We start from the raw sequence: 25,458 nt of genomic DNA, 5'->3' as shown, positions 1-25,458 counted from the left end.
TGTGAGGCGGCGAACGAGGCCGCGCGAGAATCATGAATACGATTAGCATGCCTGACCGAATCGAGTCCATCGACGGAACGCTCACGCTCACCGTCACGTGCAAGCGCGAAATCGCGGAGGATATATTTCTGTTCGAGTTGCGGCCCGAAGACGGCGGCACGCTGCCGCCCTTCACCGCTGGCGCGCACTTGCTGGTGCAGACCCCCGCAGGCATTGCGCGACGCTATTCGCTTTGCAACGATCCCGCCGAGCGCGATCGTTACGTGATCGCGGTGAAGCGCGATGCGGCGGGCGGCGGCGGCTCGCTGAGCATGGCGCGGGACGTGCACGCCGGCGTCTCGCTCGATGTGTCGTCGCCATTCAACTACTTTCCGCTATCGCGCGATGCGTCGCGCTATCTGCTGATCGCAGGCGGCATCGGCATCACGCCGATGCGCGCGATGATGGCCGAGCTATCGGCGCGCGGCGCGCATTTCGATGTGATCTATTGCACGCGCTCGCCGGAATCGACCGCATTCCTCGACGAACTGCTGGCCGGAGAATTCGCAGCACGTGTGCGCGTGCATCACGACTTCGGCGACCGCACGCAGTCGTTGGCGATCGCGCCGCTCGTCGCCGAACGTCAAGGCGACACGCAGATCTATTGCTGCGGCCCGCGTCCACTCATGCAGGCGGTGCGCGACGCCGCTTCGCACTGGCCCTCTTCAGCCGTGCATTTCGAGGACTTCGGCACGAGCGCGCATGACAATGCCGCAGGAGAAAAGGCATTCACCGTGCGGCTCGCGCGCAGCGGCGGCTGCGTGAACGTCGCGCCCGGCGAAACGATCCTTGACGCACTGCGCGCGAATGGCATCGATACACCGAGCTCATGCGAAGCTGGCACATGCGGCTCGTGCAGAACGCGTCTGTTGTCAGGCGAGGCCGATCATCGCGACTTCGTCCTCGATGATGACGAGCAGGCGTCGGATATCATGATCTGTGTTTCGCGTGCGTGTTCGGATGAACTGGTGCTCGACCTCTGATTGTTTCGTCGAAACGACCATGAGACGCGATTCCATTTTCACTCATCGCACGCTTTGGGGGTATTAGCGGCATGTCATGACTTTCGTCGTTACTCTTGACTCAATGAGACGAACGATAAAGGTGACGTCATGGCGTCCCAGACCGAACTCAAGCGCTTCACATCCAATCTCGCCGACGAACTCGACAGCGCAGCCCTCTACGACACCCTTGCGCACGCTGAAAAGCAGGACGACAAGCGGCGCGTCTATGCGGAACTGGCCGCGGCGGAACGCCGCCACGCCGATATCTGGGCCGCGAAACTAAGAGCGAACGGCGTAGCGGTGCGAACGCATCGCGTCGGTGCGAAGACGCGGATCATGCGCGTGCTCGCGCGAGCGTTCGGCCCGGATTTCGTGCTGCGTTCCGTAGCCGCCAGCGAAATGGCCGATCGCGACAAATACGCGGAACAACCCGATGCGGCGCAAATGTCGGCCGAAGAGCGTCATCACGCGGACATCGTGCAGGATGTGGTGAATCGCAACAAAGGCCTGAGCAAAGGCGGTGCGATCGCGGCAGCCGAATCGTGGCATCGCGGCGTAGCGTCGGGCAACGATTTGCGCGCCGCCGTGCTCGGCGCGAACGATGGTCTCGTCTCCAACTTCTGTCTGATCATGGGTGTTGCGGGCGCGGGCAGTGAAAGCGGCACGATCCTTCTGACAGGGTTCGCCGGCCTGATAGCGGGCGCTGCGTCAATGGCGCTCGGCGAGTGGCTCTCCGTCACCAATGCGCGTGAGCTTGCACGCGCGCAGATCGCAAGGGAACGCGACGAGCTGGAGCACATGCCCGATGCTGAGCGTCACGAACTCGCGCTCATCTATCAGGCGAAGGGCATGGACGCGGAACAGGCGCGCAGCGTCGCCGCCGAGATCATGCGTGACAAGGACAAGGCGCTCGATACCCTTACGCGCGAAGAGCTCGGTCTCGATCCTCGCGAACTGGGCGGCAATCCGTGGACGGCCGCGCTCGCGTCGTTCACCACGTTCGCCATCGGCGCGTTCATTCCGGCTGTGGCGTTTCTATGGGCGAGCGGTACGCAGGGCATCGTGCAGTGCGTCGTGTTGAGCGGCCTCGGGCTTGCGGGCATCGGTATGTTCACGTCGCTCTTCAATGGCCGTGGCGCGCTGTTTTCTTCCGTGCGGCAAGTGCTGATCGGGATGGTCGCGGCGGGCTGCACATACGGCATCGGCAGTCTGCTGGGCGTATCGCTTTCCTGAGCGAAGCGCCGCGCTTCCGAACGCGCGGCACATCGCGTTCCGGTAGTCAGATTTTGAACGACTCGAAGGTCTCCGGCGCGAAGATTTCCTCAGGTTCGAGCAAGCGCTTCGACAAGCCCTGCTCGTATGAATAACGCAGGAACGTGCGCAGGTTCTCGCGATTTCTGTCGAGCCCGTAAGGCCAGAAATCGTCGCCCATTTCCTTGCGCGTCGCTTCGACATGCGCGTTCAGCCACGGCAACATCGACTTCAGCGCGGCGGTCTCGTTGAGGTCCGCATACGTGCGACGTTGCGATTCGATCAGTGCCTTATAGAGCGATTGCGCGGCCCAGCGATTCGCTTCGTAAACCTCGCGCCTCAGCACGACCGTGTGCATGATCGGGAACATCTTCGTGTCGCGGAAGTACTGACGTTCCACATCGATATAGTTTTCGAAGAGACGCTTCACGCGCCCCTTGCCGCTCACATACGACGACGGCATGCGCGCGGTATAGAGCGCATCGATTTCGCCATCGAGCAGCATCTGCGACAAGGTCTTGTCCGCACCGATCTGCTCGACGCGAATGTTAGAAGGCAGATCGAGCTTGAGCTTCTCCGGACGATTCGGCTCTTCCTCGCCGCCGGTGTAATACGTGACGCTATCCACGGGCACGCCGTAATGGTCCGACAGAATGCCGCGAATCCACACGGGCGCGGTCATCTGATACTCCGGATTGCCGATGCGCTTGCCGATCAGATCCTGCGGCTTCTCGATGCCCGAATCGGCATTGACGTAGATGCACGAATGACGGAAGAAGCGCGACGGAAACACCGGAATCGCGATGAATGGACGCGGCTCGCGAAAGCACGACATCGTGTACGACGACAGCGACATCTCCGACGCATCGAATTCGTGATGACGCAGCATGCGGAAGAACGTTTCTTCCACCGGCATGTTCAGATAGTTGAGATCGATGCCGTCGGGCTGCACGCTGCCGTCCATCAATGCGCGCGTGCGGTCGTAATTCCAGCATCCGAAAGTGAGTCTCAGCTTGGACAAGGTCTGCTCCTGGCAGCGTGTTGGGATTCAATAGAACTGATCGAAGTGCACCTGCTCGAATGGCACTTTCAATGCAACGAGCGCGCGCTGGATCGCCGCGCCCATCGCGGGCGGTCCGGCGAAGTAGATCTCCATGTCGCGCAGGTTCTCGCCGAAGAGCGTTTCCGCCACCGTGTGCACGAAGCCGACGTGGCCATCCCACACGGTTTCGCTATCGGGCGCGACATCGGACACGGCGGCCTGGAAATGCAGGCGCTCGGCCCATCCCGGCAACGCTTCGAGCATGTCGCGGCCGCACACGTCGCGCGGCGTGCGCCCGCCGTAGAGGAAATGCAGTTTGATCTCGTCGAGCGCGGGATCGGCCGCGACACCGCGCGCGATCGAGATCATCGGCGCGAGACCCGATCCGCCCGCGATGCAGAGAATGTCGCGCTTCACGTCGCGACGCAGATAAGCCATGCCATAAGGCCCGTCGATATCGACGCGCGTGCCGATATCGAGCGCATCGAACAGCACGCTTGTGCCCTGTCCGTTCGGCACGCGGCGAACCTGGAAATGCAGTTCGCGCGGCTCAGCGATGCCATCGGCGATATTGCTCATCGAATACGCCCGCTGGCCGGTGACGCCGGGCAGCGTCAGCAACGCATACTGGCCCGGCTCGAATGGCATGTCGCCGGACAGCGTGAAGCGGAATTCCTCGATGTCATGCGTGATCGCGCGGCGCTCCGTGAGCGTGCCGCTCACGGAGCGCGGCACATGTTTCGGCGCGTAGTGCGCGGACGGACGCATCTTGATGGTGCAATCGCCGCGCGGCGCGCTCTGGCAGCCGAGATAACGCCTGCGCTCGCGATCCTTCGCGGTCCAGCTCGGCGCGTCGGGCCACACGACATCTACTTCCCCTTCGATCAGTTCGAACTTGCAGTTGCCGCATGCGCCGACGTTGCATTCGTATGGAAACCCGATGCCCGCACGCAGGGCCGAACGCAGCATCACATCGCCGGCCTCGCATTCGAAGGATTGATCGGTTGCTGCGAGCGTGATGCGATGTGCGTGGCCGTCCGAATGCATGAATCCACCTTATTTCAAGAGTTATTTCATAGCGGCCTGTGGAATCCGAGGGTTGCGGAAATGCCTTCGGCCGCCGTAAGCAAATGCGGCACCGCTGCGCGCAGCGCCTTTTTCGTGAGCCGTTGCGCCGGCCCGCCTATACCGACCGCGGCCACCACATTGCCCGAGATATCGCGCACGGGCGCCGCAATGCCGCGCATGCCGACCTCCGACTCTTCGTCGTCGATCGAATAGCCGTCGCGGCGCGCCGCGTCCAGCGTCTTCAGGAACACCTGCGGGTCGGTGTTGGTCTTCGGCGTGCGCGCAACGAGCCCTTCTTTCAGCACACGCGATACGACGTCCGGCGTGCGCGCCGCGAGCAGCACATGACCTTCGGCGGTGCAGAACGCGGGCTTGCGCACGCCGATATACGAACGCATGCGGATCGCCTGATCGCTCTCGAGATTGAACAGGTACACGATGCTCGTGTCGTCCAGCACCGCGAGATGCACGGTTTCGTCGGTGTGCTCGCGTAGCACGTGCAGAAACGGCACCGCCTGCTTCGCGACATCGAAGCGCCGCCGCACGAGCGCGCCCAGCGTGAACAACTGAATGCCCAGGCGATAGCGCCCGTTATCCGCGTTCTGCTCCAGCATGCCCTCGGACAGCAATGCGCTCGCGAGCCGGTGCGCCGTGCTCTTCGCGATGCCCATGCGTTTCGCGAGCACGCTGATGCCCAACTCCGGCTCGTGCTCCGAGAACACCTTCAACAACTGGAGCGCCGCGGTCACGGACGACAGCCGCTGCGGTCCCTCCTCATTCTCCTGCGCCTTTACTTCGCCCTGCCCTGCTTCTGATTTCATCGAAATATACCCCACGAAATACGTAAATGGAATAGCGTTCCGCATACAGGAACGCAAGAATCAGCGAGTACATCCGTTCAATCGCCTGTATCGCGATGCGAAGACCGACAGATCGAGCGATACCGATGCGGAATAACCCTGACTGCCTTTCGTTCCGCTTGACTTAGGGACCTAAACAAAGCGAAACTCAATTCGTCCCATTTTAACAGACCGTCGTTCTGTATAGCGGAACGAAATGAAGATCTGCGGATTTCCTCGGCCGGGCGGCCAACAGAGGTAACCGAACATTCGTTAAAAGAAATAGCTCCCGAAAGTGCTCATGACGCACTTACAGTTAGGCATCCGTATCAATGTGCAATCAACTTCAAAAGATTTCGCAACACAGCATCCCGGTTCGCACGAAACCGGCATCACTATGAAACAAGGGACGGAGACCCCATGAAAAAGTCAGCGTTGTTTATCGCACTTCCCATGCTGGCCGGCGCCGGCGTGGCGCATGCGCAGAGTTCGGTCACGTTGTACGGCCTGCTCGACGCCGGTCTGGTCTATATCAACAACCAGTCGGGCCACTCGAACATCGAGACGGTGACGGGACAGACCAACGGCAGCCGCTGGGGCATGCGCGGTTCCGAAGATCTCGGCGGCGGCATGAAGGCGATTTTCACGCTCGAAAACGGTTTCGATACCTCCAACGGAAAGCTGCTGCAGGGCGGCCGCGAATTCGGCCGGCAAGCGTTCGTCGGCCTGTCGAGCCCGTACGGCACGGTCACGCTCGGCCGCCAGTACGATCCGATGACCGAATGGATCGGCGAGATCGCGGCGACCTCGCTGTGGGCTTGGGTCGGCACGCACCCGGGCGACTTCGATAACCTGAACTCGAACTTCCGCGTCAACAACGCGGTGAAGTACATGTCGCCGAATATGTACGGCCTGCGCCTGTCGGGGATCTTCGCGCCGGGCGGCGTCGCGGGTAACTTCGCGTCGAATCGCATCTACACGCTCGCGGCCTCGTATGTGAATGGACCGATCTCGGCCGCGATCGCTTATGACAACGTGAACAACCCGTCGGTCTCCGCGTATGACGGCACCGTGAATCCCGGCCAGCCCGGCTACACGTCGCCGGGCAAGAGCCCTGTATATAGCGGCTATGCATCGGCGAATTCGGTCGAGATTTTCGGCGCGGGCATTTCCTACAGCTTCGGTTCGGGCAAGATCGGCTTCGTGTACACCAACACGCGCTTCAACGACATCCTGCGCACGCCGACCACGCCTAACACCGGCAAGGCCACCTTCAACAGCTACGAAATCAATGCGCGCTGGTACGTGATTCCGTCGCTTCAACTCGCCGCTTCCTTCGACTACACGAAGGCCGAATCGGCGAAATACGAACAAGTGGATGTCGGGCCCGACTATTTCATCTCCAAACGCACCGACCTGAATCTGGTCGGCGTCTGGCAGCACGCATCGGGCATCGATTCGACGGGCAAGCCCGCCGTCGCTGCGATCGGCTCGCTGGGCCAGTCGACGACGCCGAACCAGGTGGCGGTCAAGCTCTCGCTGCGTCACCGCTTCTGAACGCGTTTGCATTGACAGCGCGATTTCGTCGATGTTAATGTTGTTCCATACAACGACACGTTGTTCCATATAAAGGAACAACAGAAGGAGATACGTAGTGAAAGGAGTCAGAGTATGGGGCGCGGCGCTCGTTGCGTGCGTCGTGTCGGGATCGGGGGCCGCGCTTGCCGCCGATCTGACGACGGTACGCGTGGGCATCGCCAACGCGAGCAGCGACGTGGCGTTCTTCATCGCCGAGAAGAAAGGTTACTTCCGCCAGGAAGGCCTCGACGCGAAGTTCATTCCGTTCGACTCCGGCGCGAAGATGGTCGCGCCGCTCGGTGCGGGCCAGCTCGATGTCGCGGGCGGCTCGCCTTCCGCGGGGCTGTACAACGCGGTGGTGCGCGGCATCGGCATCAAGATCGTGGCCGATAAAGGGTCGACGCCGCCAGGATACGGCTATCAGCCGCTGCTGGTGCGCGCCGATCTCGTCGCGAATGGCCGCTACAAGTCGCTCGCCGATCTGAAGGGCATGAAAGTCGCGGGCAGCGCGACGGGCAGCGCATCCACCTCGACGATGAACGAAGCGCTCAAGAAAGCCGGCCTCAGGACGAGCGATGTCGAGCGCATCTATCTTTCCTTTCCGCAGCACGTGATGGCGCTGCAGAACAAGGCCGTCGACGCCGCGCTGACGACCGAACCCTCCGCCACCGAAGCCGTCAGGCGCGGCGCCGCCGTGCGCGTGGTCGGAGACGATCAAATCTATCCGAATCATCAGCTCGCGGTCGTGCTCTATTCGACCGTCTTCATCAAGGATCATCCGCAGGCGGCGAAGGCCTTCATGCGCGCGTATATCCGCGCGGTCCGCGACTATAACAACGCACTATTGAACGGCAAGATCGCGGGACCGAATGCAGCGGAAGTGATCTCGATCCTCAACGAATACACGCCGATCAAGGACCCCAACACCTATCGCACGATCGTGCCGCAGGGCACGAATCCGGACGGCAAGCTCAACGTCGCGAGCCTGGAGAACGATCTCGCGTTCTTCAAGAGCGAAGGCGTCGTGAAGGGCAACGTGACGGTCACGCAAGTGCTCGACACGTCGATTGCGGAGACCGCCGTGAAAGAACTCGGCCCATACAAACCGCTCAAGTAAGGAACCGGCATGTCCATCCCCTCTCTTTCCGATGACGCGCCAGTCAAGATCCGTCTGCGCAATCTGACCAAGACGTTTCAATCGGGCGGCGGCACGGTGACCGCGCTCGACAACATGTCGCTCGATATTCCGACGGGCTGCTTCTTCATGATCGTCGGCCCGAGCGGCTGCGGCAAGTCCACGCTGCTGCGCATGCTCGCGAATCTCGACGAACCGACGAGCGGCACCGTCGAGATCAGCGCGCCCGCCGAGAATCGCCCGAGCAATTCGATGGTGTTCCAGGGCGACTCCCTGTTCCCGTGGATGACGGTATGGGACAACGCCGCCTACGGTCTCACGTTGCGCGGCGTACCCAAGGCGCAGATCCGCGAAGTGGTCGGGCATTACCTGAGCCGCACTGGTCTCACGCGCTTCGCGAAGGCTTATCCGCACCAACTGTCGGGCGGCATGCGTCAGCGCGTTTCGATCGCGCGCGCGTTCGCGAACGATCCCGACATTCTGCTGATGGACGAACCCTTCTCCGCACTCGACGAACAGAACAAGGTGCTGTTGCAGGAAGAACTGCTGCGCATCTGGGAAGAGACGCGCAAGACCGTGCTCTTCATCACGCACAGCGTCGATGAAGCGGTGACGCTCGGCGATCGCGTGATGATCATGACGGCGCAGCCGGGCACGGCGAAACAGATCGTCGATGTGCCGTTCGAACGTCCGCGCTCGGTGCTCGAACTGCGTTCGCGGCCCGAGTACGGCGAGTTCGTCTATTCCATCTGGGGGCAACTGCGCGAGGAAGTGCAGCGCGCCCGTTCACGCGACCTTGGCGAGATTCACGCATGAAAACCGCGCAAAAACTGACCGCACCGGCGATGCAATACACGTCATCCTCTTCCCGTCTCAAGCGCTTGTTCTCGGGCAATAGCCGCGACCGCATGATCAGCATCGCATCGCCGGTCGTGCTGCTGATCATCTGGCAGATCCTCGCGGAAACGGGCGTGATCGACGAACGCTTCTTTCCCGCGCCATCGAAAGTGTTCGGCACTTTCATCGCGCTCGTCAACGACGGCTCGCTGTGGGACAACACCTGGGCCACGCTGCAACGTCTCTTCTGGGGCACGCTCGCGGGCGGCATTCCGGCGCTGATCCTCGGTGTGGCGATCGGTCTGTCGCGGCCGCTGCGCGCCGTGTTCGACCCGCTCATCGCAGCAACCTATCCGGTGCCGAAAAGCGCGATCTTTCCGCTGCTGCTGCTGATCTGCGGACTCGGCGAAGCATCGAAGATCGTGATGGTCGCGATCGGCGTGTTCTTCCCCGTGCTCATCAATACCGCTACGGGCGTGCTCGAAATCAACAAGATCTATCTCGACGTGGGCCGCAACTTCCGCGCGAGCCGCTGGCAAGTGTTTCGCACCATCGCACTGCCGGGCGCCGTGCCGCACATCATGAGCGGCATCAAGCTCGGCATCGGTCTCGGTCTGATGCTGATCGCCATCGCGGAAATGATCGGTTCGAAGAGCGGCCTCGGCTACATGATCTGGAATGCGTGGGAGCTGCTGTCCGTAGAACAGATGTACGTCGGCTTGCTCGTGATCGCCGCGCTCGGCTATCTCATCTCGGTCGTGCTGACCGAGCTGGAGCGCAAGCTGATTCCGTGGAAGTCCTCGCGTTGAACGCGCCTCATCATTACGTCACGTCATGAATTCGACCGTATCGATTCAAATGCAGAACCATACCGGCCAGAAGCGCATGCTGGCCGACGCGATCCTCATGCTGGAACGCGCCGAAGTCATCGATTTCAACGGACACGCAAGCTGGCGCGTGCCGGGCCAGGAGCGCATGCTGATCAACTCGGGCGCGTCGGTGCGCAGCGCGCTCAGTGCGGCGGATATCGTCATCATCGATTTCGACGGCAACCTGATCGAAGGCGACGCCGCCCCGCCGATGGAGTTTCACATCCATTCGGAGATCTATCGCAGGCGGCCCGACGCGGGCTCGGTGATTCATGCACATCCGTTATGGTCGACGCTCTTCAGCATGACGGGCAAGCCGGTCCAGCCCGTCATCATGCAGGCGGCCGTGCTCGGCGAGATCCAACGCTTTCCGAAGACCGCATCGATCAATCGCAAGGAACTCGGCGAAGAACTGGCCGAAGCGCTCGGGCCGCATCGCGTCGCCATGCTGAAGTCGCATGGTTCGGTGATCGCGGCGGCGAGCATTCTGGAAGCGTTCGTGCTCGCGTTCTATCTGGAAGAGAACGCGCATCGACAATATCTTGCGAGTCAGCTTGGCGAACCGGCCGTGTTGGATCAGGCGCAGATCGAGGTGATCCGGCGCAATCTGTGGAAGCCGAATCTGCTGCAGAAGGTCTGGGACTATCACGCGGGCAAACTCGGCGAACGCGGCTAGCTTTTCGTTCCATATGCATCGCGAACGCATACCGGTCTATGTCGTGACCGGTTTTCTCGGCAGCGGCAAATCCACGCTGCTCGCGCGCTGGCTGAAGGAAGCGCCTTTCTCGAACGCCGCGCTCATCGTCAATGAAATCGGCGAGGTCGGCATCGATCACGCGACGCTCGGGTTCTCCGGCGATGCGTCGATGCTGCTCGCCGATGCCTGCGTCTGTTGCAGCGGCCTGCCCGCGCTCAACGAAGCGCTGGAACAACTGTTCTGGGCGCGGCTGCATCGCAGCGTGGCGCGCTTCGAGATGGTGGTCATCGAAACGACCGGACTCGCCGATCCCGGGCCGCTCGTCGCATCGCTCAGTCTCAATGCGTTCGTGAAGGAGCGCTATCGCATCGCGGGCACGTTCACGACGATCGCCGCGCCGAATGCGCTCGATACGCTCGCGAGCTTTCCCGAGGCGCGCGCGCAGCTCGATAGCGCGGATGCGGTGATCGTCACGAAGACCGATCTCGTCGACGCGCAAACGCTCGTTGCAGTGGACACGCAGTTGTCCATCGAACGCGTCGGGCATTCGGCGCATGCCAGCTTCGGCTTGCAGGATGCGCTCGCGCTGCTCGCTCGCCCTGCGCAGCGCATCGAGCGCGCGTTCACGCGCCCGTTCTCTCGTCCGCGCTCGCACGATGCGACGACGCACTTCATCGCCATCGACGAAGCAGCCGATATCGATGCGTTGAACGCGCACGTTCAGTCGCTCATCGATCGATATGGCGAGTCGTTGCTCAGATTGAAGGGCCTGGTGCGGCTGAAGGGACGCGAGTCCATCGCGGTTGTGCAGTTCGCGCGCGGCGATCCACGCGCGCGCATCACGGAAGGCCCGGCAAGCGCGGTAAGAAGCGGCCTGACCTTGATCGTCAGGCCGAACGCATCCCGCTAGGCACGCGCGCCGGCGCAGGTTTCATTCGCCTTCGATCTCGATGGTCACCTCGCCATCCTCGACATGCGTCTTGTATGTCTTGAGCGGAATCATGCAGGGCGGCGCGACGACTTCGCCCGTCCTGATGTTGAACGAGCCGTTATGGAAATCGCACTCCACCACGTCGCCGTCGATGTACCCCTCGGACAACGATCCGGGACCGTGCGTGCAGGTGTCGTTGGTCACGAAGTACTCGCCCTGGACGTTGAACACGGCCAGCGTGAGGCCGTTCTTCTCGATCTTGATGGCCTGACCCTCGGCCACGTCGCCGGCCTTGCAAAGACGGGCAAATGCGCAAGCTTGATGCATCGGTTCTCTCCTTCTCCGTTTGACATGGAATGGGTCAAATGATAACTTTGTTCCTGTTTGATGAACAGCGTTCCTTTATATGGAACACGCGAGAACGACTTCGAAAGAACGCGTCCAGAGACGGACGCAAACCTTGAGGCAGGCATCATGTTGAGAAAAGAGCAAAACGATCTGGTCACGCAGACCGGCCCCGCCACTCCGATGGGCGAACTGTTCCGGCGCTTCTGGCTGCCCGCGCTGCTTTCCGAGGAACTCGCGGAGCCGGGCGGCGAGCCGGTGCGTCTGCAGCTTCTTTCCGAGCGCATGCTCGCGTTCCGCGATTCGGAAGGCAAGCTCGGTCTCATCGACGAGTTCTGCGCGCATCGCGGCGTTTCGCTCTGGTTCGGCCGCAACGAGCAAGGCGGCATTCGCTGCCCGTATCACGGCTGGAAATACGACGTGACCGGCCAATGCATCGACGTGCCGTCGGAGCCCGCTGCGAGCGGCTACTGCAACAAGATCAAGCTGAAGTCGTATCCGCTCGTCGAGCAAGGCGGCGTGATCTGGGTCTACATGGGTCCGCAGGACGAACAGCCGCCGCTGCCCGCGTTCGAGTTCTCGACCGTGCCGGCGAGCCAGTCGTTCACGAGCAAGCGTCTGCAGGAATGCAACTGGCTGCAGGCGCTCGAAGGCGGCGTCGATTCGAGCCACGTCTCGTTCCTGCACAGCGGGAGCCTCAACACGGACCCGCTGTTCAAGGGTTCACGCGGCAATCAGTACAACCTTTCCGATCTGAGCCCGGTGTTCGAAGTGGTGGAATCGGACGGCGGTCTTTTCATCGGCGCACGCCGCAATGCCGAGGACGACCAGTACTACTGGCGCATCACGCCGTGGGTCATGCCCTGCTTCACGATGGTTCCGCCGCGTGGCGATCATCCGGTGCACGGTCACTTCTGGGTGCCGATCGACGATGAAAACTGCTGGGCCTGGAGCTTCGACTACCATCCGACGCGCGATCTCACCGAGAACGAAGTGCAGGCGATGAAAGACGGCAAGGGCATTCACGTGCGCTACATCCCGGGCACGTATATTCCGCTGCAGAACAAGACCAATAACTATCTGATGGATCGTGCCGCGCAAAAGGCGGGCATCACGTATAGCGGCGTGGAAGGCATTGCGATGCAGGACGCGTCGCTGCAGGAAAGCATGGGACCGATTCAGGACCGCACGCGCGAGAATCTCGTATCGACGGACAACGGCATCATCATGGTGCGTCACCGTTTGATGAAGGCAGCGCGTGCGCTCGCCGAGAAAGGCGTCGAGCCGCCCGGACGCGATCCGGAAGCGCAGAAAGTGCGCTCGGTCGCGATCGTCCTGCATCGCGACAAGCCGTTCAAGGAAGGCGCGCACGATGCGCTTCACGCCGAAGCGGGCAAGGCTCACACCACCATCTGACGAGCATGAACGAAGCACATCGACATAGCGAACCCTCGCGTACGTTCAAGGCAGCAGTTGCAGTCGAGCCATCACGCACGCAGATCCAGACGTTCGAGCGGCCTGCTGTCACGGCATCGACGGGACTGCTGCGTGTCGCGATCACGGGCGTGTGCGGCAGCGACGGCCCGTACTATCGGCAATTGCCGCAAAGTCGCGGACCGCTCATTCTCGGGCACGAGACGGTCGGGCATATCGAGGAAGCGGGCGAACTCGCGCGCGCCCGCTGGGGCCTGAAGGAAGGCGATTACGTCGCGCTGGAAGAGTACGTTCCGTGCGGCCATTGCGAGTACTGTCTCTCCAACGAGTTCCGGCTTTGCGATGCAACCGACTGGCGTCTCAATGGCCTGCGCTACGGCGCAACGGGTCTGCGCACCGCGCCGGGTTTCTGGGGCGGCTTCAGCCAGTATCAATACCTTCAGTTGAATACGGTGTTTCATCGCGTGCCTTCGAGCGTCGCGCCGAAGCATGCCGCGCTTGCGCTTCCGCTTGGCAACGGCATCGAGTGGGCTTATCTGCAAGGCGGCGCGGGACCGGGTCAGGCGGTCGTGATCCAGGGGCCGGGACAGCAAGGTTTGTCGTGCGTCGTCGCGGCGCGTGAAGCCGGCGCGGCAAAGATCATCGTGACGGGACTATCGACGAAAACAGATCGCGAGCGGCTCGAACTCGCGAAGCGTCTCGGCGCGGATCACACGATAGAAGTCGATCAGGAAGACGTGCTCGAACGCGTCGCCGAGCTGACCGGCGGCGCGATGGCGGACCTCGTCATCGATTGCGCATCGGGTGGTCCGTCGACGGTCACGTCTGCGATCCAGCTTGCGCGCAAGCGTGGCACGGTCGTGCTCGGCGGCCAGAAGCGCGTGCCGATTCCCGAGTTCAACAGCGACATGATCATTGCGCGCTTTCTCACGGTGAAGGGCATGCGCGGGCATAGCTATCAGTCGGTCGAACTCGCGCTGCAACTCATCGCCGCGAATCGTCACGATGTCACGCGCATGAGCACGCACACCTTCGGCCTCGACGACACCGATCTCGCATTGCGTACCTTGCAGGGCGAAGGCGTGGAAGGCGCGATTCACATGACGATCGATCCATGGAAGTGACGACATCCGATCATCACGCGCCCTCGGAAGCGCGCTTCAGAGTACGCGCTCCGAATTCCGCGCCGCGTCGCATCAGGGTCATTGCTCTTACGGATGACGATGCGGAAGTGAGAAGATGCGCCGAGCGCGCGCGAGCCGATGTGCAGTTCGTGCGCGCCAGCGGGCTTGCCGCGTTATTGCAGACCGAAGGCGCCGATGCCGCGAGCATCCTGCGCAGCGTCGATGCGAACACGTCCGCGTTCAATGCGTGGCTCGGCGCGCCGGACCTCGTGGTGATCGCGGGCCGCGAAGGCGACGATGCGCAAGCGGGCGCGGTGGCGGCGAAGGCGTATCGCAATCGCGGCGTGACAGTGTCGGGCGTGGTCGGCCCTTCTCGCGATGAACTCGCACGCGCCGACACGGCCGATCTGTTGCGTCCTCATTGCACGATGCTGATCCTGCCGGTAAGCGCGGGCTATCTGGACGATCTGCTCGCCGCGCTCGGCGCATGAACAACGCATTCGTTCACGCACGCGTGGACATGCAGGAGACAAGGCTGTGAAGCAAGACATCAATCGATGGTGGACCGTCCTCGGTGGCGCGATCTGCCTGTCTGTCGGCGCGGGCGTGATATCGGCGTTCATGTTCGGCACCTTCATCAAGGCGATCGCCGCCGAGAACGGCTGGAGCCGCGCGCAGGTCTCGCTTGGCCTCACCATCTTCGAGTTCGCGATGGGGCCGGGCACGATCGTGCTCGGCTCGCTCATCGACCGCTTCGGCGTGCGGCGCCCGACGATGCTGTTTCTGCTGCTGTTCGCAGGATCGATTGCGCTCGTCGGCGTGATACCGGTTTCGCTCGCGCTTTTCTGTCTGGTGTTCGTGACGGTCGGCTTCTTCGCGCCGGGCAGCAATGCGTTGCCGTACGCGAAGGTCGTGTGTGCGCGCTTCGATCATCGGCGTGGACTGGCGCTTGGATTGACGGTTGGTGGCACGGCTATCGGCGCGATGCTGATGCCGCAATATGCGGGCTATCTGCTGCGTCATTTCGGCTGGCGCACGGGTTATCTCGGCGTGGCCGCGTTGATGGCGGTGTTATCGATTCCCGCGCTCTACTTTCTCGTGAAGATGCCGCCCGGCGTCGACGAAGCGATCGCGCGCCGCGCGCGGGAAGCGTGTGCCGATCTGCCTTCGCTCTGGACTATCTTTCGTCATGACCGCACGTTTCGCTTGCTGGGCATCGCGATCTTCTGCATGTCGGGCGTGTTGCTTGCCTTGCTATCGCAACTCGTGCCGATGATGACCGATCGCGGCGAAACGGTACGCGCCGCAGGGACGATGCTTTCTGTTGCGGGACTGGCGTCGGCGGTTGGGCGCTTGTTCGCGGGCTATCTGATGGACCGCGTCCACGCGCCTCATGTCGCGGCGATGTCGTTTGGTCTGACGCTGTGCGGGGTGCTTATTCTCGCGGCAGGCGCGACGGGGAATGCGGCGATGGTGGCATCGGCGATGATCGGTGTCAGCATTGGGGCCGAGGCGGACATCATCACGTTCATCGTGAGCCGTTACTTCGATTTGCGCCTCTTCGGGCGCGTGTGTGGGGGTATGTGGGCTTGCTGGGGATGGGGAGCGGGGATCATGATTTTTCTTTCCGGCCTCTGTTATGACCTCACGCGGTCTTATCATCTGGCGTTGTGGGTGTTTTCGGGGCTCGTTGCCTTGTCGGTGATTTCTATTATCAGGTTAGGGCCTTATGTTTATCCTGAGCAAGGGGATCCTCGGAAGGGTTTGGATACTGCTTCTTCGGGTATCGGGATCGATAAGTCTTCTGCTGAAATTTCGTGAAATCCTGAATTGTTGTCGGTGTATTGGCACTGCCCCTCCCCGGGGCGGGGGTCACTTTCTTTGCTGCTGCAAAGAAAGTAACCAAAGAAAGCAGCTAGGGCACGGCCCGCGGTCACACGCAGTTTGGCCATGCTTGACAGATGCGGTGGGCTCAGTAGCGAGTGCCCTCATAGGCCACATCCGGCTTGGACCGCGCACGGTCTGTCACATCGCACCACGGAACAGACTGGTTCAGCACCAAATGGCTCCGGCCCGCTGCGCGGCCGACCGGTCCATCGGGTTTGCGTGTGCTTCTGCGTTTCTCTTTTCTCGTCGGTTTTCCCTTGCACACCGAACGGCAGCGCGTAGCGCTGTGCCGGAACTCTTTCGTGCTGAACCAGCGCCTTAAAAGTCCTCGCTCGGCAGACCGTGCGCGGTCCAAGCCCGAGGTGGCCTACGAGGGCACTCGCTACAGACGCCACGAGCGAGGAGAAGACTACCCAAATTGCGTGTGACCGCGGGCGGCTCGAGCTGCTTTCTTTGGTTACTTTCTTTGCAGCAGCAAAGAAAGTGACTGCCGCCCCGCACAGGGGCAACGCCAATAGACCGACAAGCTAACGGGATCCGGCGACAAAAAAAAATCAAAAATCAATCACAAGCCTCCCACTCTTCGACCCAGAGCAACAAATCAACATAGTCCGCGAAGAAGCCTGCTCACGCTCAGTGAGCACACTATCCCGATGATCCGGCGTCCCTTCCACCACATCCACCTGACATGCCCCACAAATCCCTTCTTCGCAGGAATAAGGCGCCGCAACCCCGCTTTCGCGCAAAACCTGCAGAATTGTCTTGCCAGCAGGCACCTCGAACTGCTGCCCCGTGCGATGCAACTGCACGACAAACCCGCCATCACAAGCAGCAACCGCCCGTGGCGCGAAGTATTCGACATGCACGCGTTCCTGATCGATCGAAGCGGTAGCGTCTTCATAGCCCTTCAGCATCGGCTGCGGCCCACAGCAATAGAAATGCGAGCCTTCGGGCGCACGAGCAACGATACCCGGCATATCAAGCACGCGACCTTCCTGCTCAGAATCGAAATGCAACCGCGCTTGCGGCAACGCAGTCAAGGTATCGAGAAATGCCGCTTCAGACCGCTCACGACACGCGTAATGCAACTCGAACGACCGGTTCAATCGCATCAGACGCTGCGCCATGCACCAGATCGGCGTAATGCCGATCCCCCCCGCGATCAACACGGTATGCGAAGCCGTCTCGCACAGAGGAAAGTTATTGCGCGGCCCGCCGATATCGAGCATCTGCCCGACGCGCAATTGCTCGTGCATGAATCGCGACCCGCCTCGGCTCGCGCGATCGCGCTTGATACCGATGAGGTACGCGCGCTCATCGCCATCCGCGGTCACGAGCGAATACTGCCGCATGAGCCCGCTCGGCATATGCACGTCGATATGCGCGCCCGGCTCCGCGCGCGGCAATGCCGCGTTGTCGGGACGGCGGATTTCGTAGACGTTGATATCGTCGGCGGCGTAACGGATGGCCGTCACGCGCATGTTCATCGGCGCATCGGCTGCGTTCATCTGCAAAGACATGAAACCACTCCTCCATACGTGCGGCGTCGTCGCGCCGCGAGATCAATCCTGTCCGGCGCGATGCGCGACGCTGGCGAGCACGCTCTTCATCGGCAAGCGCGGCTTGAGCGCAGCGGCAGTATCGAGCAGCATCTTGCGGAACACCTTCACCTGATCGGTCGTGAAGCGCGTGAGCAGGCCCGATACCGTCAGCGCGCCGAGCAGTTCGCCGCGCTCGTTCAGAAGCGGCACCGCGACCGCGGCGAGATCGGGATCGCGGTCTCCCTTCGATACGACCCAGCCGCGCGCGCGCACCGGCATGCTCGCTTCCTCGCCGCGCGATTGCGGATCGAACGCCCACAACACACGGCCCGCCGCACCGCCTTTCAACGGATGACGCGAACCCTCGTCCAGATGATGCCGCGCCGAACGCGACGAATTCACGCGATAGAGACAGATGCGCTCGTCACCGTCGCGCACATAGAACGACGCAGTCTCGCGCGTGAAAGTCGACAGCTTCTGCAGCGCGGGACGCACCAGATCTTCGAGACTCACGTCGGCCTGGCTCAACGCGCCGAGACGGCGCAATTCCGGACCCAGGGTGAAATGACCGCTCGCGTCGCGATCGAGGAAGCGCATGTGCACGAGCGACGCGCACAGCCGCAGGATCGTGCTCTTGTAAAAGCCCGAGCGCTGCGCGAGCAACGCAAGCGACAGCGCCTCGCCCGGCAGGCGAAAGCATTGAAGAATCGCAAGCGAACGCTCGACCGCTTCGACGCGCGGACGCTTGTCGTCGATCTCGTTCGCTTCATCGAATGACGCGTCGGCATGCGCCGCCTGCGCCGGGTGATCGAGGTTCATCGCATCGTCTCCTCACATTCGTTCATGACGAAATTTATAGCCCGCGGAAGAGGTTCTGTCCAACAGAATTTGTGCCGCTTGTCAGAACGCACGGCGAACCCTAATCTGCATTCACCTGAACACGGAGACGGAACATGCTGAGTGCAGCGATGAACGAAAGACTCACGCGCGTCGGCCCGGGCACGCCGGGCGGCGAACTGATGCGGCGCTACTGGATTCCGATCGCGCCATATTCGCAACTCGACGACGAAAACCCGGTGCACAAGGTGCGCGTGCTCGGTGAAGATCTCGTGCTCTACAAGGACAAAAGCGGCACGCTCGGTTTGATCGGCGATCGTTGTCTGCATCGCAACGTCGATTTGAAGTTCGGTATTCCCGATAACTGCGGTCTGCGCTGCCCGTATCACGGCTGGCTCTTCAACGAAGACGGCAAGTGCGTCGAGCGGCCGATGGAAGCCACGCCGCGCGGTGAGATCAAGCAGAAGCTGAAAGCCTATCCGGTGCAGGAACTGGGCGGACTCGTGTTCGCATATCTCGGGCCGCTTCCCGCGCCCGCGCTGCCGCGCTGGGACCTCTTCGTATGGCCGAACGCGATCCGCCAGATCGCCATCATGAAGATCGACTGCAACTGGCTGCAATGCCACGAGAACACTGGCGATCCGACGCACAGCGCCTGGGCGCACGGTCATATGTTCCAGTACGTGCTGGAAAAGCAGGGACGTTACGAAGAAGCCTCCGCGCGTGCCGAGCATACCTTGCATACGCGGCTGAAGACCGGCATCGGCATCAAGGAACTGTATGCGAATCCGAGCCAGCATGGCATTTCGAAAGGCGTGCGCTATTCGAAGGAGCTGGGCGCGGACGAAGACTACACGCGCGAACATTCGACCGTGATCTTTCCGTTCTTCACGCAGACGGGCAAGACCGGCGCGCCGCGCAGCGAGTATCAGATTCGCGTGCCGATCGACGACGAGCACACGTATCACATCTGTTATCAGGTCTATGCCGCGCCGCCGGGTGTCGACGCGCCGAAGCAGGACAGCGTGCCGTGGTACGAGCCGCCGCGTCACGACGAGAACGGCAAGCCGATCCTCGATTACGTACTGGCGCAGGACGCGCTCGTATGGGACGCACAAGGCGCAATCACCGATCGCTCGAAGGAACTGCTCGGCCGCACCGACATTCCCATCGTGCTGTTGCGCAGGCAGCTCGACGAGCAGATTCGACGCGTCGAGGAAGGGCTCGAACCGATCAACTTCTGGCGCGACGAATCGCCGGAGATCATCTATGGCTCGGGCGAGGCGCCGGACTACAGCAAGCCGCTGCTCAAGCATAACTTTCGCAAGCTCTATCATCGCGGCTTCTTCAATGACGATGCGGATCGCTACGGCCCGATCATCGAAGACGTGAAGGATCTGCATCGCCGCATCGAGGAAGCGGAAATCGCCGCGCGCGAAGCCAGCGCGAGCACGACCTGATCGAGCGCGAGAGAGGCTTGCGATGAAATACAGAAGCATCGGGCGCACGGATCTGAAGGTGTCCGAGATCGGTTTCGGCTGCGGCGGCAATGCAGGCCTCATGGTACGCGGCAGTTTCGAGGAGCAGTTGCGCATCGTCGAGGCGGCGCTCGAAGCGGGCATCAATTACTTCGATGTCGCGCCCGATTACATCGGCGCTGAAGCAAATCTGGGCCGCGTGCTGCGCACGCTTCGCGCGCGGCCGCTGCTCAACTCGAAGGTCGAGATACGCGCGGAGAATCTCGACGATATCGCCGAACATGTCGTGCGCTCTGTCGAATCGAGTCTGGAAGAACTGGGCGTCGATCATCTCGACGTGCTGCAGGTTCACAACGCGCCCGTGTGCGGAATGCGCGCGCCAGTTGGCCGCGACTATCACACGCTGGGCGTGCAGCATTTCTTCGCGCCACGCGGCGTGCTCGAAGGTGTGAGGCGTGTCATCGATGCGGGCAAGGTGCGATATGCCGGCTTCGTCTGTCGCGGCAACGATGCGCCTTACGTGCGCGAGCTGCTCGCAACCGGCATGTTCAGCCTGCTCAACGTGCCCTACACGCTGCTCAATCCGAGCGCGGGCATGGTGCTGCCCGCCAACCTTGCCGTCGACAAGGACGGCGGCGCCGTACTCGACGATGCGTACCGGGCCGGCGCGGGCGCCGCGATCTACAGCGTGCTCGCACGCGGCTTTCTGTCCGATCAGAGCATCGCGGGCGAGGGACATCATCCGCTCGCGCGCGATGTGTCCGGCAACGCCGCCGATGCCGGGACGATGCGCGAGCGCGCCGCGCGCGTGAGTTTCCTCGCGCGCGAATCGGGCATATCGCTCGCGCAGGCCGCCTTTCGTTTCGTGCTCGCGCATCCCGGCGTGACGACCGCGCTCGGCGGATTCTCCTCGATGGAGCAACTCAAAGAGCTATGCGCGGTTTCCGGCATGGGCCCGTTTCCCGACGCGCTCAACGCCCGGCTCGAACGCGTATGGCAAAGCAATTTCGCGGAAACGGCGTCATCATGACGAAGAAGGAGGTACGCGTCCCCATGACAATGACGAGAAGAGACGTGATGCGGCTTGCCGGCGCCACCTTCGCGCTCGGCGCGGCCGGACTTCCGCTCGCGGCCTGCGCGAAAGAATCGCAGCCGCAGCCGAATCTCGCGCTGGCGTCATACGAAGGTCCGGATCGCGCCGAAAAGATTCTCGCTGCCGCGAAGGAAGAAGGCGAACTGAACTTCTATACGTCGATCGCGCAGCCCGATGTCGCGCCGCTCATCGATCCTTTCGAATCGCGCTATGGCATCAAGGTCAATGTCTGGCGCGCGGGCGACGAGCAAGTGGTGCAACGCATCGTCGCGGAATCGCAGGGGCATCGTTATATCGTCGATGCGGTGCACACCGGTTCGTCGTATCTCGATGCGCTGCGGCGCGAGAAACTGCTCGCGCCGGTTTCATCGCCCGTGCTCGCGGAACTTGCGCCGCATGTCGTGCCCGAGCATCGGCAATGGGCATCGACGATGCTCTCGGTCTGGGTGCAGGCGTACAACATGCGGCTCATCAAACCCGCCGATCTGCCGAAGACCTACGACGATCTGCTCGCTTCGCACTGGAAGGGCAAGCTCGGCATCGAAGCGAAAAGCGCCGACTGGTTCGCGACAGTCGCGACGCAGATGGGCCGCGACAAGGGCATCGAGTTCTTCCGCACGCTGGTCGATACGAACGGCGTCGCGGCCCGCACGGGTAATTCGTTGCTGAACAATCTCGTGGTGGCGGGCGAAGTGCCGCTCGCGCTGGAGGTCTACAACTACATGCCCGCGCAGGCGAAGCGCCGTGGCGCGCCGATCGACTGGTTCGTGTTGCAGCCGGCGGCGGCCCGCGCGAACGGCGTCGCGCTCTTGACGCACGCGCCGCATCCGGCCGCCGCGCTGCTGCTCTATGACTATCTGTTATCGGTCGATGCGCAGCGCATTCTCGTGTCGCGCGACTATGTGCCGACGAATCGCAATGTCGCTTCGCCGATGCAGGGCGTCAACGTCGCGCTCGTCGATCCGGCCATGACGATGCAGGAACGAGGCCAATGGAACAGGACGTTCAATCAGATCTTCCTGCACGCATCGGGCTCGTGAAATGAATCGGCGGGACGGTACACTGTGGCTTCCGTCACGCTGATTCTTTACGATGAACCAACTCCTCGCCCTGCGCCCTTTCGTTCCTGCCAAGGATTTCGATCTGTCCAAACGCTTCTACGAAGCACTGGGCTTTCGCATCACGCATCAGGACGACAACATCGCGATGCTGAAGTCCGGCAGCGTCAGCTTCATCCTGCAGAACTTCTATGTGAAGGAATTCGCGGAAAACTGCATGCTGCAAATGCTCGTACGCGATGTCGACGCCTGGTGGCTCGAGACGAATCCCGAGGCGCTGGGCGAGCGCTTTCCCGTCAACCCCGCTCGCGCGCCCGCGATACAAAGCTGGGGAATGAAGGTCGGCTTCGTGTTCGATCCTTCGGGCGTGCTGTGGCACGTGGGCGAAGTGCCCTTCTGACGCGGATTTCGAACGCAATCATTTCGGCTTGAGCAGCACCTTGATCGAGTCGAGCGAATTCGCGACCGCGATAGCCTCGTCCCACTCTTCCAGCGTGAAGCCGTGCGTGACGATGCCCTTCGATGTGACGAGGCCGCGCGCGAGCAAATCGATCGCGATCGGATAACAATACGGCCCGAGATGCGCGCCGCGCACGTCGAGTTCCTTGCGGTCGCCGATGATCGACCAGTCGACAGTCGTATCGGCGCCGAACACCGAGAACTCGACGAAGCGTCCGAGCTTGCGAATCAGTTCCAGCCCTTGTGACACGCCCGCCGGCACGCCGGTCGTTTCGATATACACGTCGCAGCCGTAGCGGTCAGTGATCGAGCGGATCGTCTCCAGCGCGTCGTCGGTCTTCGGGTTGATCGTGATGTCCGCACCGTATTCGTGCGCCAGCGCGAGCCGCTCTTCGACGAGATCGATCACGACGAGTTTCTTCGGCGTCTTCAGATGCGCGACCTGCGTCATCATCAGGCCGAGCGGCCCGGCCCCCGCGATCACGACGACGTCATTCAACTGGATATCGCCGCGATTCACCGTATGGATCGCGCAGGCGAGCGGCTCGATGATCGCCGCGTCTTCGAGCGAGATGCCATCGGGAATCTTGTGGACGATCGCCGTCGGCGGAAAGCGCATGTACTCGGCCATGCCGCCATCGGCCACTTCGCGCTGAAAGCCGAAGATATTGTGCACTTCGCACATCCAGTATTCGCCGGACTTGCAATAGCGGCATTTCGCGCAGGGCACGATCTGCTCGGCGATCACGCGATCGCCCTTCCGCACGCCGAAGTGCTCTTGCGCGCCTTCGCCCAGTTCTTCGACATAACCGAAGAACTCATGTCCCGGAATGACCGGCGCCTTCACCCACGGGTTGGGACCGCCCCAGAACATCTTCGCGCCCGACCAGCATTTGCAGTCGCTCGCGCAGATGCCGCATGCGGCGATGCGAATCACGAGTTCGTTTCTCGCGGCGCTCGGACGCTGCACGCGCTCCACCCGATAGTCTTTCGGTGCGCGGCATACGATCGCCGTCATCTCTGAATCGGCCATGACGTATCTCCGTGTCGTTATATGATGAATGGCGAACTCATGCTTCCAGGACGATCTGCACCTTCACGTCGGTCGGCACGCCGCTCGCCGCTTCCTCGAACGCCCTGATGCCTTCCGCAAACGGGAAGGTCCGCGAGATGAACGGTTTTACGTCGAGCCTGCCAGAGGCGATCAACTGAATCGCGCGCGGAAAAATGTTTGCATAGCGAAATACCGATTCGATGCGCGCTTCCTTGATCTGCACCGCGACGACATCGAGCGGAATCGCCCGCTGCGGCATGCCGACGAGCACGAGGCAGCCGCCCGGACACAACAGATCGACGATGCCTTCGAACGCCTTCTCGTTGCCGCTCGCCTCGAACACGATGTCCGCGCCCCAGCCGTCCGTGAGTTCATGCACCACATCGAGCGCGCGCTGCTCACGGATGTTCACCGCCGTGACGCCCCGCACGCCGCCGATCAGATCGAGCTTCTCCGGCACGAGATCGCACACGATGGCACGGCTGCATCCGCCCGCGAGCGCGGCGAGCGCGCACATCATGCCGATCGTCCCCGCGCCGAGCACCACGGCCACATCGCCCGGCTTGATCGCCGCTTTCTTGGCGGCCTGCAAGCCGATCGACAATGGCTCGACGATCGCGCCTTCCGCAAAGCTCACGTTGTCCGGCAGCTTGTACGTGAACGCGGCCGGATGCACGACAAAAGGCGCGAGGCAGCCATGCACCGGCGGCGTCGCCCAGAAGCGCACTTTGGGATCGAGGTTATAGAGACCCTCGCGCGACGCGCGCGACTCCATGTCCGGCACGCCCGGCTCCATGCACACGCGATCGCCCGCCTTCAGATGCTTCACGTCCTCGCCGACTTCGACGACCGTGCCCGATGCCTCGTGCCCCAGCACCATCGGCTCGTTCACGACGAAGGGCCCGATGCGGCCGTGCTGATAGTAGTGAATGTCGCTGCCGCAAATGCCGACCGTATGAATCCTGATACGCACGTCGCGCGGGCCCACGACCTGCGGCAGGCTGAACGGACGCAGGCTGATGCGTTTTGCTTCCTCTAGAACCAGTGCTTCCATCGTCGTTCCTTTGACAGAAAATATGCGCTATCAGTATCAGCAGGACTGGAATCCGCCGTCGACCAGCAGGCTCACTCCGCTCACCATGCTCGAATCGTCGCTGAGTAGATAGGCGATCGTGCGCGCCACTTCCACCGGCTGAACAAAACGGTTCATCGGAATGCGCGCCAGCATCGGTGCGGATTTGGCGGGATCGCTCCAGGCGCGTTCGCCCATCGGCGTCATCGTGACGGTCGGGAGCACGGCGTTCACGCGAATGCCGTGCGGGCCGAGTTCGTTGGCCATCACGCGCGTCAGCGCGTCGAGTCCGCCTTTCGATGCGCAATACGCCGCGTGCAGCGCAAAGCCCACATTCGCCGACAGGCTCGATACGTTGACGATCGATCCACCCGCGCCGCGCGCGATCATGCTTTTCGCGCACTCCTGCGCGACGATCATCGTGGCGCGCAGATTCACGTTCATGGTCAGATCGAAGGCTTCGATGGTCGTGTTGAGAAACGGCTCCAGCACGGCAATGCCCGCGTTGTTCACGAGCAGATCGACGGGCTGCACGGCGCGCGCGGCCTCGCGCGCCGCGTTGGCGTCGGCGAGATCGACGGCGATGATTTCGCAACCCGTCTCGTTCTTCAACGCGTCGAGATCGGCGGCGCTGCGGCTCAGCGCGATCACGCGCGCGCCGCGTTCGATCAGCAGATGAACCGTCGCATGGCCAATGCCCTTGCCCGCGCCCGTGACGAGCACGGTCTTGCCCGCGAACTCGCGGTTTCTGTCGATGGTCGTCATGGTGTCATCTTTCAAGGCCTT

Annotated in this window: 25 protein-coding genes; 16 read left to right on the top strand and 9 right to left on the bottom strand. The window is 62.0% G+C overall.

Annotated elements, in window-relative coordinates; translation table 11 throughout:
• Positions 1–47 precede the first annotated feature (47 nt).
• Together BTHE68_RS34185 and BTHE68_RS34180 are read left to right on the top strand one after the other, a co-directional pair.
• Entirely contained in the window at positions 48–1,022 is a 975-nt protein-coding gene (locus BTHE68_RS34185) for a PDR/VanB family oxidoreductase (protein ID WP_232078211.1), read from the top strand.
• Positions 1,023–1,151: 129 nt separating this feature from the next.
• Positions 1,152–2,276, top strand: coding sequence for a VIT1/CCC1 transporter family protein (locus BTHE68_RS34180; protein ID WP_162070671.1), 1,125 nt, complete (start codon positions 1,152–1,154; stop codon positions 2,274–2,276).
• Between the two features lie 46 nt (positions 2,277–2,322).
• On the opposite strand, the gene BTHE68_RS34175 is transcribed toward BTHE68_RS34180, so the two are convergent.
• Genes BTHE68_RS34175 through BTHE68_RS34165 form a run of 3 tightly spaced genes read right to left on the bottom strand, consistent with a single transcriptional unit; the run spans position 2,323 to position 5,225 of the window.
• On the bottom strand, positions 2,323–3,315 hold the full coding sequence (locus BTHE68_RS34175) for an ABC transporter substrate-binding protein (protein ID WP_162070670.1): 993 nt from the start codon (positions 3,313–3,315) through the stop codon (positions 2,323–2,325).
• Positions 3,316–3,342: 27 nt separating this feature from the next.
• On the bottom strand, positions 3,343–4,383 hold the full coding sequence (locus BTHE68_RS34170) for a 2Fe-2S iron-sulfur cluster-binding protein (protein ID WP_162070669.1): 1,041 nt from the start codon (positions 4,381–4,383) through the stop codon (positions 3,343–3,345).
• A gap of 26 nt (positions 4,384–4,409) precedes the next feature.
• A complete protein-coding gene (locus tag BTHE68_RS34165) occupies positions 4,410–5,225 on the bottom strand; it encodes an IclR family transcriptional regulator (protein ID WP_162070668.1) in 816 nt (271 codons plus the stop codon).
• A gap of 438 nt (positions 5,226–5,663) precedes the next feature.
• Between BTHE68_RS34165 and BTHE68_RS34160 the strand changes: the two genes are divergently transcribed.
• The 6 genes from BTHE68_RS34160 (at position 5,664) to BTHE68_RS34135 (ending at position 11,269) form a co-directional block, all read left to right on the top strand.
• Positions 5,664–6,800 carry a porin gene (locus BTHE68_RS34160; protein ID WP_162070667.1) on the top strand — a complete coding sequence of 379 codons (1,137 nt, stop codon included), beginning with the start codon at positions 5,664–5,666 and terminating at the stop codon, positions 6,798–6,800.
• Positions 6,801–6,897: 97 nt separating this feature from the next.
• On the top strand, positions 6,898–7,938 hold the full coding sequence (locus BTHE68_RS34155; protein ID WP_162070666.1) for an ABC transporter substrate-binding protein: 1,041 nt from the start codon (positions 6,898–6,900) through the stop codon (positions 7,936–7,938).
• Positions 7,939–7,947: 9 nt separating this feature from the next.
• A complete protein-coding gene (locus BTHE68_RS34150; RefSeq protein WP_162070665.1) occupies positions 7,948–8,772 on the top strand; it encodes an ABC transporter ATP-binding protein in 825 nt (274 codons plus the stop codon).
• Entirely contained in the window at positions 8,769–9,602 is an 834-nt protein-coding gene (locus BTHE68_RS34145) for an ABC transporter permease (protein ID WP_162070664.1), read from the top strand. The genes BTHE68_RS34150 and BTHE68_RS34145 overlap by 4 nt, the downstream gene beginning before the upstream one ends.
• Before the next feature lie 25 nt (positions 9,603–9,627).
• Positions 9,628–10,338 (top strand): class II aldolase/adducin family protein, encoded by a 711-nt coding sequence (locus BTHE68_RS34140; protein WP_162070663.1) that lies wholly within the window; start codon positions 9,628–9,630, stop codon positions 10,336–10,338.
• 13 nt (positions 10,339–10,351) lie between these two features.
• Entirely contained in the window at positions 10,352–11,269 is a 918-nt protein-coding gene (locus BTHE68_RS34135) for a CobW family GTP-binding protein (protein WP_162070662.1), read from the top strand.
• A 21-nt stretch (positions 11,270–11,290) separates the two neighbouring features.
• Here the strand turns inward: BTHE68_RS34135 and BTHE68_RS34130 are convergent, their stop codons facing one another.
• Positions 11,291–11,617 (bottom strand): non-heme iron oxygenase ferredoxin subunit, encoded by a 327-nt coding sequence (locus BTHE68_RS34130; RefSeq protein WP_162070661.1) that lies wholly within the window; start codon positions 11,615–11,617, stop codon positions 11,291–11,293.
• Between the two features lie 147 nt (positions 11,618–11,764).
• On the opposite strand from BTHE68_RS34130, the gene BTHE68_RS34125 reads away from it, so the two are divergent.
• The 4 genes from BTHE68_RS34125 to BTHE68_RS34110 all read left to right on the top strand — a co-directional run bounded on the left by BTHE68_RS34125 (position 11,765) and on the right by BTHE68_RS34110 (position 16,014).
• Positions 11,765–13,051 (top strand): aromatic ring-hydroxylating dioxygenase subunit alpha, encoded by a 1,287-nt coding sequence (locus tag BTHE68_RS34125; RefSeq protein WP_162070660.1) that lies wholly within the window; start codon positions 11,765–11,767, stop codon positions 13,049–13,051.
• Positions 13,052–13,056: 5 nt separating this feature from the next.
• Entirely contained in the window at positions 13,057–14,193 is a 1,137-nt protein-coding gene (locus tag BTHE68_RS34120; RefSeq protein ID WP_162070659.1) for a zinc-dependent alcohol dehydrogenase, read from the top strand.
• Between the two features lie 107 nt (positions 14,194–14,300).
• Positions 14,301–14,684, top strand: a complete 384-nt coding sequence (locus BTHE68_RS34115) for a hypothetical protein (protein WP_232078210.1) — start codon at positions 14,301–14,303, stop codon at positions 14,682–14,684.
• Positions 14,685–14,730: 46 nt separating this feature from the next.
• Positions 14,731–16,014, top strand: a complete 1,284-nt coding sequence (locus BTHE68_RS34110) for an MFS transporter (RefSeq protein ID WP_162070657.1) — start codon at positions 14,731–14,733, stop codon at positions 16,012–16,014.
• A gap of 620 nt (positions 16,015–16,634) precedes the next feature.
• On the opposite strand, the gene BTHE68_RS34105 is transcribed toward BTHE68_RS34110, so the two are convergent.
• Both BTHE68_RS34105 and BTHE68_RS34100 read right to left on the bottom strand, forming a co-directional pair.
• A complete protein-coding gene (locus BTHE68_RS34105) occupies positions 16,635–17,600 on the bottom strand; it encodes a PDR/VanB family oxidoreductase (protein WP_162070656.1) in 966 nt (321 codons plus the stop codon).
• Between the two features lie 42 nt (positions 17,601–17,642).
• Positions 17,643–18,440, bottom strand: a complete 798-nt coding sequence (locus BTHE68_RS34100) for an IclR family transcriptional regulator (protein WP_162070655.1) — start codon at positions 18,438–18,440, stop codon at positions 17,643–17,645.
• Between the two features lie 134 nt (positions 18,441–18,574).
• Here BTHE68_RS34100 and BTHE68_RS34095 point away from each other — a divergent pair, with 134 nt between their 5' ends.
• Genes BTHE68_RS34095 through BTHE68_RS34080 form a run of 4 tightly spaced genes read left to right on the top strand, consistent with a single transcriptional unit; the run spans position 18,575 to position 22,487 of the window.
• Entirely contained in the window at positions 18,575–19,918 is a 1,344-nt protein-coding gene (locus BTHE68_RS34095) for a Rieske 2Fe-2S domain-containing protein (protein WP_162070654.1), read from the top strand.
• A 22-nt stretch (positions 19,919–19,940) separates the two neighbouring features.
• Complete coding sequence (locus BTHE68_RS34090) at positions 19,941–20,966, top strand: aldo/keto reductase (protein WP_162070653.1); 1,026 nt, start codon at positions 19,941–19,943, stop codon at positions 20,964–20,966.
• 23 nt (positions 20,967–20,989) lie between these two features.
• On the top strand, positions 20,990–22,069 hold the full coding sequence (locus tag BTHE68_RS34085) for an ABC transporter substrate-binding protein (RefSeq protein ID WP_162070652.1): 1,080 nt from the start codon (positions 20,990–20,992) through the stop codon (positions 22,067–22,069).
• A 52-nt stretch (positions 22,070–22,121) separates the two neighbouring features.
• Positions 22,122–22,487 carry a VOC family protein gene (locus BTHE68_RS34080; RefSeq protein WP_162070651.1) on the top strand — a complete coding sequence of 122 codons (366 nt, stop codon included), beginning with the start codon at positions 22,122–22,124 and terminating at the stop codon, positions 22,485–22,487.
• 18 nt (positions 22,488–22,505) lie between these two features.
• On the opposite strand, the gene BTHE68_RS34075 is transcribed toward BTHE68_RS34080, so the two are convergent.
• The 3 genes from BTHE68_RS34075 to BTHE68_RS34065 are packed head-to-tail and all read right to left on the bottom strand — an operon-like array spanning position 22,506 to position 25,437.
• Positions 22,506–23,579: an alcohol dehydrogenase catalytic domain-containing protein gene (locus tag BTHE68_RS34075; RefSeq protein ID WP_162070650.1), complete on the bottom strand. Its 1,074-nt coding sequence runs from the start codon at positions 23,577–23,579 to the stop codon at positions 22,506–22,508.
• A 37-nt stretch (positions 23,580–23,616) separates the two neighbouring features.
• Complete coding sequence (locus tag BTHE68_RS34070; RefSeq protein ID WP_162070649.1) at positions 23,617–24,654, bottom strand: NAD(P)-dependent alcohol dehydrogenase; 1,038 nt, start codon at positions 24,652–24,654, stop codon at positions 23,617–23,619.
• 36 nt (positions 24,655–24,690) lie between these two features.
• Entirely contained in the window at positions 24,691–25,437 is a 747-nt protein-coding gene (locus tag BTHE68_RS34065; RefSeq protein WP_162070979.1) for an SDR family oxidoreductase, read from the bottom strand.
• Positions 25,438–25,458 lie beyond the last annotated feature (21 nt).

The organism is Burkholderia sp. THE68 (genome assembly GCF_009938265.1).
In the GTDB taxonomy this organism is placed as follows: Bacteria; Pseudomonadota; Gammaproteobacteria; order Burkholderiales; family Burkholderiaceae; genus Caballeronia.
Note: the sequence above shows the minus strand (reverse complement) of the source record. Positions and strands in the feature narration are given on the sequence as shown.